8 protein-coding genes are annotated in these 8,795 nt (G+C 72.7%); 5 read left to right on the forward strand and 3 right to left on the reverse strand.

Translation table 11 applies throughout. From position 1 onward, the window contains the following. Positions 1-58 precede the first annotated feature (58 nt). The 3 genes from ABT254_RS40115 to ABT254_RS40125 form a co-directional block, all read right to left on the reverse strand. Positions 59-691: a mycothiol-dependent nitroreductase Rv2466c family protein gene (locus ABT254_RS40115; protein WP_351481945.1), complete on the reverse strand. Its 633-nt coding sequence runs from the start codon at positions 689-691 to the stop codon at positions 59-61. After that, entirely contained in the window at positions 678-1,052 is a 375-nt protein-coding gene (locus tag ABT254_RS40120; RefSeq protein ID WP_351481948.1) for a hypothetical protein, read from the reverse strand. Before ABT254_RS40120 ends, ABT254_RS40115 begins: the two co-directional genes overlap by 14 nt. A 367-nt stretch (positions 1,053-1,419) precedes the next feature. Next, positions 1,420-1,860 carry a GNAT family N-acetyltransferase gene (locus ABT254_RS40125; protein ID WP_351481951.1) on the reverse strand — a complete coding sequence of 147 codons (441 nt, stop codon included), beginning with the start codon at positions 1,858-1,860 and terminating at the stop codon, positions 1,420-1,422. A 156-nt stretch (positions 1,861-2,016) separates the two neighbouring features. Here ABT254_RS40125 and ABT254_RS40130 point away from each other — a divergent pair, with 156 nt between their 5' ends. The 5 genes from ABT254_RS40130 to ABT254_RS40150 all read left to right on the forward strand — a co-directional run bounded on the left by ABT254_RS40130 (position 2,017) and on the right by ABT254_RS40150 (position 8,795). Next, positions 2,017-3,006: an NADPH:quinone reductase gene (locus tag ABT254_RS40130; protein ID WP_351481954.1), complete on the forward strand. Its 990-nt coding sequence runs from the start codon at positions 2,017-2,019 to the stop codon at positions 3,004-3,006. 73 nt (positions 3,007-3,079) lie between these two features. Next, positions 3,080-3,685, forward strand: a complete 606-nt coding sequence (locus tag ABT254_RS40135) for an SRPBCC family protein (protein WP_351481957.1) — start codon at positions 3,080-3,082, stop codon at positions 3,683-3,685. A gap of 64 nt (positions 3,686-3,749) precedes the next feature. Beyond that, a complete protein-coding gene (locus ABT254_RS40140) occupies positions 3,750-5,318 on the forward strand; it encodes a class I adenylate-forming enzyme family protein (RefSeq protein WP_351481960.1) in 1,569 nt (522 codons plus the stop codon). A gap of 100 nt (positions 5,319-5,418) precedes the next feature. Continuing rightward, positions 5,419-7,398 (forward strand): FAD/NAD(P)-binding protein, encoded by a 1,980-nt coding sequence (locus tag ABT254_RS40145; RefSeq protein WP_351481963.1) that lies wholly within the window; start codon positions 5,419-5,421, stop codon positions 7,396-7,398. After that, the gene (locus ABT254_RS40150) at positions 7,395-8,795 is read left to right on the forward strand and encodes a nitrosuccinate lyase (protein WP_351481966.1); all 1,401 of its coding nucleotides are present in this window, start codon (positions 7,395-7,397) and stop codon (positions 8,793-8,795) included. The genes ABT254_RS40145 and ABT254_RS40150 overlap by 4 nt, the downstream gene beginning before the upstream one ends.

An 8,795-nucleotide genomic window follows, 5' to 3' on the forward strand; every position in this document is an offset into this window, starting at 1 on the left:
GTGAAGGGCGACGCGCGAAGGGCCGTGCCACCGGTTGGCGGCACGGCCCTTGCGGGTCTCAGTCGAAGACCGGGCCCTTTGTGCGGGAGCGCTTGAGCTCGTAGAAGCCGGGGGCTGCGGCCAGCAGCACCAGGCCGTCCCACAGGTCGAGTGCCGCCTTGCCGCGCGGCGCGGGCGTGACGACGGGACCGAAGAAGGCCGTCGACGTCCCGTCGGGTCCGGGCAGGGCGATCACCGGGGTGCCGACCTCCTGGCCGACCCGGTCGATGCCCTCCTGGTGGGAGGCGCGCAGTTCCCGGTCGTAGGTGTCCTGGTCGGCGTACTCGATGAGCTCCGGGGCGAGGCCGGCCTCCTCCAGTGCCCCCACGATCGCCTCCCGGCTCGGCCCGAGGCCCTGCCGGTGGATGCGCTCACCCAGCGCGGTGTAGAGCCGGCCGGTCACCTCCTCGCCGTACTTCTGCTGGGCGGCGATGACCACCCGTACCGGGCCCCATCCCTCGGTCAGCAGCCGGCGGTAGCGCTCGGGCAGGTCCTCGCGGCCCTCGTTCAGCACCGCCAGGCTCATGACGTGCCAGCGGATGTCGAGGGCTCGGTGCCCGGCGACCTCCAGCAGCCAGCGGGAGGTCATCCACGCCCATGGGCACACCGGGTCGAACCAGAAGTCGACGGGAACGGGCTCAGCGGAGGTCACCGTGTTCCCCCTCCTCGTGCGCGATCCGCTCCAGCAGCAGGCGCGCACCGCTCCCGGCGCCCGTGTCCGGCGTCCGGGCGACGGCCACGGCCACCAACTGCCCGAGCAGGGACGCGAGCCGGCCCTCGCCGACGTGGTGGATGGCCATCGCGCCCTCCCAGAGCACGGTGCGCACGCGGTCGGCGGTCAGTTCGCGGTCTCCCGCCGAGGCGAGAAGCAGCCGCCGCGCGAGACTCCGCTCCAGCGGGCCGGGGCACCAGGACCCGGCGGCCAGATCCTGGGTCAGCGCTGCCGTCAGCTCCGAGAGGCGGTCTGCGGCCGGGGCATCCTGCTCGCCTCGGACAAGAGTGGTGTCGGTCATGTGAGGTGGCTTCCGCTTTCTTGTGCTGCCTGGCCGCGCCGACCGCGGATGCGGTGCCTGCGGCGCGGGTGCCGGGGATACGGCATGCGCACACGCTCGGCGGGACCGGCCAAGGCTGGACCAAGGGCCGACCAAGGCACCCTCGCGCGACGCGAGCCCCGACGGCGGCGAGGCACCGACGACGCGATACAGGCCCGCGCCGCAGCAGGACGGACCGGTACACGGACCGTGCGCCCGTGCTCGGGTCCCGGCCTCTCACCACCGAAACCGCCACCTGAAGAGCACACCTCACGGCGGCCGAGGCGTCGGCGCCCCCGGCGCCGGTGTGCCCGCGGGCCCCGGCCGAAGCAGTCGGGCCTGGCCGGGCTCATCCGTCCTCCACGTCCAGTGCGAAGTGCAGTGCCGAGATGTTCATCCGGTGGGCGTGGTAGAAGCGGTGGGCGGCGAAGTTGGTGGTGCCGGAGTCGAGTTCGATGCGTCGGCAGTCGGCCGCGCGGGCGCGTTTTGTGAGGTGGGCGAGGAGGGTCGCGCCGATGCCGGACGAGCGGCGGGCGGGGTCGGTGACGAGGTCGTCGACGAAGAGAATCCGGCCCCGGCTGGTCGCCAGGACCCGGTGCGTGGCGACCGCCGCGCAGTGGCCGTCGGTGTCGTACGCGGCGGTGAAGGTCAGGCCCTGCGCGTGCGCCTCGGCGGCGAAGTCGTCGAAGTCCGCCTCGGTGAGCGCGGGCCGCAGGGCCAGCAGGAGTGGTCGTATGTGCGCGGACATCCGGCGGTCCCCGGGTGCCACGTCGGTCGGGGTGAGAGACACGACCGGCAGGGTAGAGGCACAACGGGCTTGTCGGGAGGCGGAGTTGACACGCCGTTCGGCCGACCTGACACAGGGGGAGGCGACCTGACGGACCGTGGTGCGCAATCGCCGCCGACGCTGCCGCGCGCCGCGGGGGCGGTGCCAGACTCGGCGACCATGCGTGCCGCTTACACAACCCAACTCGGCTCCCCCGACGTCATCCGCCACGGCGAGCTGCCGCCGCCCGTGCCCGGCCCGCACGACGTGCTGGTCGACGTCGAGGTGAGCGCCGTCAACCATGTGGACACCTTTGTCCGCTCGGGTGCCTGGCGCACCCCCCTCCAGTTCCCCTTCGTCATCGGCCGCGACCTGGTCGGCACGGTGGCCGCCGCCGGCCCCGGCGCCACCGGCTTCCGGGTCGGCGACCGGGTGTGGTGCAACAGCCTGGGCCACGACGGCCGTCAGGGGGCCGCCGCCGAGCAGGCGGTGGTGCCCGTGGACCGGCTCTACCATCTGCCCGACGGGGTGGACCCGGTGGACGCCGTCGCCCTCGCCCACCCGGCCGCGACCGCGCACCTGGCGCTGTTCACCCACGGCCGGCTGCGCGCCGGCGAGACCGTCGCCGTGCTCGGCGCAGGCGGCAACGTGGGCAGCGCGGCCGTCGTGATGGCGGCCCGGGCGGGCGCCCGGGTGATCGCCGTCGCCTCCGCCCGCGACGAGCCCTATGTACGCTCCCTGGGCGCCGACCACGTCGTCGACTACCGCTCCGCCGACGTCGCCGGACAGATCCGGGCCGCCGCTCCCGACGGCGTGGACGTCCACATCGACACCTCCGGCCGCAACGACCTGGAGAGCGCGGTGGACCTGCTGGCGAGTCGCGGCCGGATCGTGCTGCTTGCCGGGCTGCGCACCCGCCCGGTGCTGCCCGTGGGACCGCTGTACCTGATGGACCGCTCCGTGCACGGCTTCGCCATCTCGCACGCCGACACCGGCCAACTCGCCGACGCCGCCCGCGGCATCAACGGGCTGCTGGCGTCCGGCCGGCTGCGCCCGCGCGCCACCGAGGTGCTGCCGCTCGCCAGGGCCGCCGAGGCACACCGCCTTCTGGAGGAGGGAAAGGTGCACGGCAAGCTCGTCCTGCGGATACGGGAAGCCGGAAAGGAATAGACCGCAATTCGACTTGACGGACCCCGGACGGCTTCATTGCCCGCGGTATCCCGGAATCGGCAGGATTACCGCCATGACAGTCATCGACGAAAACACCACCGGCGAAACCGTCGACAACGAACCCGTCAACAACGAATCCGTCATCAACAATTCCCCGCTCTTCGAACTCGACGCCCGCATTCGCGTCCTTGCGAGCCCGGCCGAGATCTACGCCGTGGTCAGCGATCTGACCCGGAGCAAGGAGTGGAGCCCCGAGTGCATGGGCGGCGAGTGGATCGAGGGTGAGCCCTCGGCGGTCGGCTCGGTCTTCCGCGGCGAGAACCTGCGCAGCGAGGACGTGGTCGGCTGGGCCCCCCTGGTGCGCGGCACCTGGTACACCGAGGCCCGTGTGGTGGCTGCCGAACCCGGCCGGACCTTCCGCTGGATGATGCTCACCCATGCCCGTGAGGACCAGGAGTCGATCTGGGGCTTCGACGTCGAGGACGCCGGCGACGGCACCTCCTGGCTGGTCCACCACTTCCGGATGGGCAAGGCCACCGCCGGCATCCACAAGATCGTCGCCGATCTCGACGAGGACGCCCGCAAGCGGTTCGTCGACGACTGGACGGCGAAGCTCGAACAGGACCTCGACGACACCCTGGCCCGTATCAAGGACGTCATCGAGAACAGCGCCGGCTGAGCGATCGGCCGAGAGATCCGCAATCCCTTCAGGAATCCGCAGCCATGGACGAGAGATCGGTTACATGTTTCTCCAGCGAATAGGAAGCAAGGGAATTCGGCTGGGCACGCTGTTCGACCGAGCGGCGGCCCGGCATCCGGCGAATTTCGTGATCCTGGATCACGACCTGGACATCGCGCCCCACCTCGGCCGGCGCATGACGCTGACCGAACTGGCCGACCTGGTGGACGACTTCGCCTCCCGGCTGTGGTCCGTCAAGGTGCGGCCCGGGGACCACGTCGTGGTGCACAAGAGCGACGGCTTCGACATCTCCCTGCTCGCCTGCGCCGTCGCCCGCACCGGAGCCATCCCGGTGCTGCTGTCGCCGAAACTGGACGGCGCGACGGTCGCCGAACTGCTGCGCCGGGTCGGGCAGCCGTTCCTCGTCACCGACCAGGACAAGCTGGACCACCACCTGCCCGCCGAGGTCTTCGACCTGTCGCGCAAGGTGCTGCTGGCCTCGGGCGAGCACGAGGGCGCAACCCCGTTCGCGTCGCTGGCCGGCGTCCAGCGCGTCCCCGCGGTGGCCATGCCCATCGACCACCCGACCCTCATCACACACACCTCCGGCACCACGGGCACCCCGAAGCTGGCCGTGCACACCGGCATGAGCTTCCAGTCCCGCTACCGCCCGCAGGCCACCGTCGTCGGCGCCGCCGTGCGCCGCAGCGAGCCCATCGCCGTACATGTGTCGTTCGTGCACTCACGGATGTTCACGGCGATGCCCATCTCGATCCTGCAGGGCCATCCGCTGATCGTCCTGCGGGACGACGACCCGAAGACCGTGGGCGACCTGTTCAGCCAGATCCCGCCGGGCTTCATCGAGGCCCACCCCAACACGTTCCTGCGCTGGGAGGTGCTGGGCGACGACCCGCGCGGGCCGCTGGCCAACGTGAAGTACTTCTCCAGCACCTTCGACGCCATCCACCCGCGCACCGTCAACACCCTGCTCAAGGCCTCCCGCCGCAAGGGCCGCCGCTTCGCCCAGGCCTACGGGCAGAGCGAGGTCGGCCCGATCGCCGCCCGTACGTACTCCCTCAAGGACGGCGCCGACTTCAACGGGCGCTGTGTCGGCGTGCCCTTCCCGGGCATGACCGGGGTGCGGGTGGTCAGCCGCAACGGAGAGCCGGTCACCAAGGACAACCCCGGCTTCATCGAGGTCAGGAGCGACGGCAGGATCGTCACCTACCTCGGTGAGCACCAGCGCTGGCAGCAGCAGGTCAACGACGGCTGGTGGCGGATGGGCGACCTCGGCTACCGCACCAGGTTCGGCTGTCTGCACCTGCTGGACCGCGAGGTCGACGAGATCCCCGGCGTCCAGTCCACCCTGGAGATCGAGGACAAGCTCTTCACCCGCCTGCCCGAACTGGTCGAGGTCATCATCATCCCCGGCCCGGACGGCCGCGCGGTGCCGGTCGTGTGCACCCGCGACGACGCCCCGCTGGACGACATCGCGTGGAAGACAGCGGTCGTCGACCTCCCGGCTCTGGCGGACCCGGTCCAGTGGCGCCTGGAGGATCTCCCCCAGACCGCCACCACCAAGATCAAGCGCCTGGAACTGGCCCGCCTCCTGGCAGCCGGCCCCGGCCGCTGACACCCCTCACCACCCGCATCCGCAACGGCGAAGCCCGTCCGGCGGCCGGTCTCCCCTTCCCGGCCGCCGGACGCCCCCTGTCCAGAAACGGAGTATCCGCATGAGCAGCACTCTCGAGGTCTGCATCATTGGTGCCGGCCCCCGCGGGCTGTCGGTACTGGAACGGCTGCTGGCCAACGAGCGCCACGCGCCCGCGCACGGCGCGGTGACGGTCCACGTCGTCGACCCCTCCGCGCCCGGCGCCGGCACGGTGTGGCGCACCGAGCAGTCACAGCATCTGCTGATGAACACCGTGGCCTCACAGATCACCGTCTTCACCGACGACAGCGCCCACATCGACGGCCCCGTCGAGCCCGGCCCCAGCCTCTACGAGTGGGCCCAGAGCCTGGCCCTGCTGGGCGACCCGGCCGAGTTCGACACGGCCGCCCTCGACGAGGCCCGCCGCCTGGGCCCCGACTCCTACCCGACGCGCGCCTTCTACGGCCGCTACCTGCAGAACTGCTTCGAGCGCATCGTCCGGTCCGCGCCCGCCCATGTCGAGGTCCGGGTGCACCGCTCCCGCGCCGTCGCCGCGGCCGACACCCAGGGTGTGCCCGGCGGCCCGCAGGGCATCCGCCTGGAGAACGGCACCCGGCTCAACGCCCTGGACGCCGTCATCATGGCGCAGGGTCACGTCCCGGCCCGGCTGTCCGCCCGCGAGGCCCGTACCGCGAGCCTGTCCCGCATCCACCACCTCACCTACGTCACCCCGGCCAACCCGGCCGACCTCGACCTGAGCGGCATCCGCCCCGGCCAGAACGTCCTGCTGCGCGGCCTCGGTCTCAACTTCTTCGACCACATGGCCCTGTTCACGCTGGGCCGCGGCGGCCGCTTCGAACGCGTCCCGGACGGCGGGCTCGTCTACCGCCCCTCCGGCCAGGAGCCGAAGCTGTACGCCTTCTCCCGGCGCGGTGTCCCCTACCACGCACGCGGCGAGAACGAGAAGGGCGCCACCGGCCGCTACTACCCCCGCCTGCTGACCGCCGAGTACATCGCGACGCTGCGCAAGCGCTCCACCACCGGGGCCCCGGTCTCCTTCGGCAGCGACCTGTGGCCGCTGATCTCGCGCGAGGTGGAGAGCGTCTACTACGGCGCCCTGCTCGCCGAGCGCGGCGACGGGGAGCGCCGTGAGGAGTTCACCGAGCGGCTGCTGGCGCTGGCTCCGGACGCCGACCCGGCCGCCCTGCTCGACGCGTACGGCATCCCGGCCGGGCAGCGCTGGGACTGGGAGCGCCTGTCGAAGCCGTACGGCGAAAGGGAGTTCACCGACCGGGAGGACTTCACCGGCTGGCTGCTCGGCCATCTGCGACACGATGTCGAGGAGTCCCGCAAGGGCAACGTGACCGGCCCCCTCAAGGCCGCCCTGGACGTCCTGCGCGACCTGCGCAACGAGATCCGGCTCGCGGTCGACCACGGCGGCCTCGACGGCAACTCGCACCGCGACGACCTGGAGGGCTGGTACACCCCGCTCAACGCGTTCCTGTCGATCGGCCCGCCGTCCTCCCGCATCGAGGAGATGATCGCGCTCGTCGAGGCGGGCGTACTGACCCTGACCGGCCCGGGCACCCAGGTCCGTATCGACACCACGGCCCAGGTGTACGTGGCGACGTCGACGGCGGTGCCGGGCGAGCCGGTGCGGGCGACGGCGCTCATCGAGGCCCGGCTGCCGGAGCCGGACCTGCGCCGCACCGACGATCCGCTGCTGCAGCACCTGCTCGACACCGACCAGGCGACCCCGTACCGGATCGCGGGCGCCGGCGGCACCAGCTACGAGACCGGCGGGCTCGCGGTCACCGAGCGCCCGTACCGGCTGCTCGACGGCCGGGGCCGTGCCCACCCGCGGCGCTTCGCCTACGGCGTCCCGACCGAGTCGGTGCACTGGGTGACCGCGGCCGGCATCCGCCCCGGCGTGGACTCCGTCACCCTCGGCGACTCCGACGCGATCGCCCGCTCGGTGCTGGCGCTGCCGCCGGTTGCCCATGTACCGGTCGGGGTACGGCCGGTGGACGCCGAGGGCGATCTGTCCGGGGTGATCGTGTGACCTCGCCGCCCGACGCCCTCGCGGACGTCGGACTGCTGTCGCCGGTGCGGGCCGGCACGCCCGTCGAGGCGGCCACCGGCGACCGGGCGTGGCTGCAGGCCATGCTGGACGCGGAGGCCGCCCTGGCCCGGGCGCAAGCCTCGCTCGGTACGGTGCCGAAGGAGGCCGCCGAGACCATCACCCGGGCGGCCGACGCGGACGGGCTCGATCTGCGGGCCCTGGCGGTGGCCGCCCGGGAGACCGCGAACCCGGTGGTCGGCCTGGTGAAGGCGTTCACCGCGGTGGTGGCCGAGAAGGACGCCCGGGCCGCCGAGTTCGTACACCGGGGCTCCACCAGCCAGGACGTCCTGGACACCGGCACCATGCTGGTCGCCCACCGCGTACTCGGGATCATCCGCGCCGACCTCGGACGCACCGCCGCCGCTCTGGCCGGCCTCGCGGCCCGGCACCGGGACACCCCGGCCGTCGCCCGCACGCTCGCCCTGCACGCCGTACCGACGACGTTCGGCCTACGGGCGGCCGGCTGGCGCCAACTGGTCCTGGACGCCGAGTCGCGACTCGCCCGCGTCCACGAGAACGGGCTCCCCGTCTCACTCGGCGGAGCGGCCGGCACCCTGGCCGGCTATCTGGAGTACGCAGCGGTCGACACCGAAGCCCGGCAGCCCGAACCAGGCAAGTACGTGGACCGGTTGGTCGACGCCTACGCCGTAGAGACCGGGCTTGCCCGTCCCGTGCTGCCCTGGCACGCGCTGCGTACACCGGTCGCCGACCTGGCGGCCGCGCTGGCCTTCACGGCCGGGGCGCTCGGCAAGATCGCCGTCGATGTGCAGTCGCTGGCCCGCACCGAGGTCGGCGAGGTCGCCGAGCCCGGTGGGGCCGGGCGCGGCAGCTCCTCCGCCATGCCGCACAAGCGCAACCCGGTCCTGGCCACGCTGTTGCGCAGCGCGGCCCTGCAGGTGCCCGCGCTGGCCGGTGCGCTCACCCAGTGTCTGGTGTCGGAGGACGAGCGGTCGGCCGGCGCCTGGCATGCGGAGTGGCAGTTGCTGCGCGAGTGCCTGCGGCTGGCCGGCGGCGCGGCCCACACGGCGGTGGAGCTCGCCGAGGGGCTTCAGGCCCGGCCCGGACGGATGCTGGCCAACCTGCAGTTGACGGCCGGTCAGACCGTGTCGGAGCGGGTCGCCGCCCGACTCGCCCCGCTGCTGGGCAAGGCCGAGGCCAAGGCTGCGCTGACCGAGGCCGCACGGACGGCGGCCGCCACCGGACGTCCGCTGGCCGAGGTGCTGGCCGACCTGCCGGTGCTGCCGTCGGAACTCTCCGCCGATCTGGCCGGGTTGTGCGACCCGGCCGCCTACACCGGCGCCGCGGGAGCCCTGGTCGACCGCGCGCTGCGGTACTGA

Source organism: Streptomyces sp. NPDC001137, from assembly GCF_040298885.1.
Classification (GTDB): Bacteria; Actinomycetota; Actinomycetes; order Streptomycetales; family Streptomycetaceae; genus Streptomyces.

Excerpts from the sequence above, each read along its gene's own strand:
- ABT254_RS40140 (WP_351481960.1), top strand. The coding sequence starts at position 3,750 with ATGTTTCTCCAGCGAATAGGAAGCAAGGGAATTCGGCTGGGCACGCTG.
- ABT254_RS40120 (WP_351481948.1), bottom strand. The coding sequence starts at position 1,052 with ATGACCGACACCACTCTTGTCCGAGGCGAGCAGGATGCCCCGGCCGCA.
- ABT254_RS40130 (WP_351481954.1), top strand. The coding sequence starts at position 2,017 with ATGCGTGCCGCTTACACAACCCAACTCGGCTCCCCCGACGTCATCCGC.
- ABT254_RS40135 (WP_351481957.1), top strand. The coding sequence starts at position 3,080 with ATGACAGTCATCGACGAAAACACCACCGGCGAAACCGTCGACAACGAA.
- ABT254_RS40145 (WP_351481963.1), top strand. The coding sequence starts at position 5,419 with ATGAGCAGCACTCTCGAGGTCTGCATCATTGGTGCCGGCCCCCGCGGG.